The following is an 834-nucleotide window of genomic DNA, read 5'->3' on the forward strand; positions in this document are numbered from 1 at the left end:
GTGCCGTTCAGGCTGTGCAGGTCTTCCACCGTCACCCCGCCGCCATGCCGTGTTCACCGTGGAGGCCGGCGGCTCGGACGGGGCCGGCACGGTGACGGCCGTGGGCGCCGGGGTGGGTCGGTTGGGCTTGCTCAGTGCCCGGGTGACGAACACCAACCCGCTCTTCGGGGCCGAGCCGGGGGTTGGGGTGACCATGTGCGGCCGCCTGGCGGGAATCGTTCCGCTGAGAACATAGCCCACGATTGCCGGTCGCGCCGGCCGCGCCGACTGAGTCAGGAAAACTGTTCCCGGTGTCGGGATTTCTGCTGACGCCTCACCAATCAGTCGGCGATGATCGGACAATCCCCTATCCCTCACGAGGCCGACCGATGACCCTGACCGACTTCTACAACGCGGTGGCCAAGCAGGCCGACACCGACAAGACGGCCATCGGGGTGGCCGACACCAAGCGGGTGCTGGCCGTCGCCTTCAGCGTGCTGCACACGCTGCCCACCGCCGACGTGCTGGACGTGATCGCCAAAGGGCTGGCGACGGCAGCGAAAAAGGCCAAGTAGTGCTGAGTGCTGAGTGCTGAGTGCTGAGAATGACGGGGTACGGGTCGGCGGTCCCGGCTCAGCACTCAGCACTCAGCACTCGGCACTATGTATTCTCTGCTCCGCCCCTTCCTCTTCCGCTTGGACCCCGAAGCGGCGCATCACCTGGCCCTGTCGGCCGCCGCCGGGCTGGGGCGGTCGGCGACGGTGTGCCGGCTGGTGCGGCGACTGGCCCGGCCGGCGGCCCGGCCGGTGACGGCGATGGGGCTGCACTTCCCGCACCCGGTCGGGCTGGCCGGCG

At 69.4% G+C, this 834-nt stretch carries 2 protein-coding genes; both read left to right on the top strand.

All coding sequences use genetic code 11. The features are described from left to right. Positions 1–368: 368 nt before the first annotated feature. A complete protein-coding gene (locus DP116_RS28375) occupies positions 369–554 on the top strand; it encodes a hypothetical protein (protein WP_169158268.1) in 186 nt (61 codons plus the stop codon). A gap of 87 nt (positions 555–641) precedes the next feature. Beyond that, the coding region (locus DP116_RS28830; protein ID WP_422614230.1) for a hypothetical protein at positions 642–834 on the top strand (193 nt) is incomplete at its 3' end.

Source organism: Brasilonema bromeliae SPC951, from assembly GCF_012912135.1.
Lineage (GTDB): Bacteria > Cyanobacteriota > Cyanobacteriia > Cyanobacteriales > Nostocaceae > Brasilonema > Brasilonema bromeliae.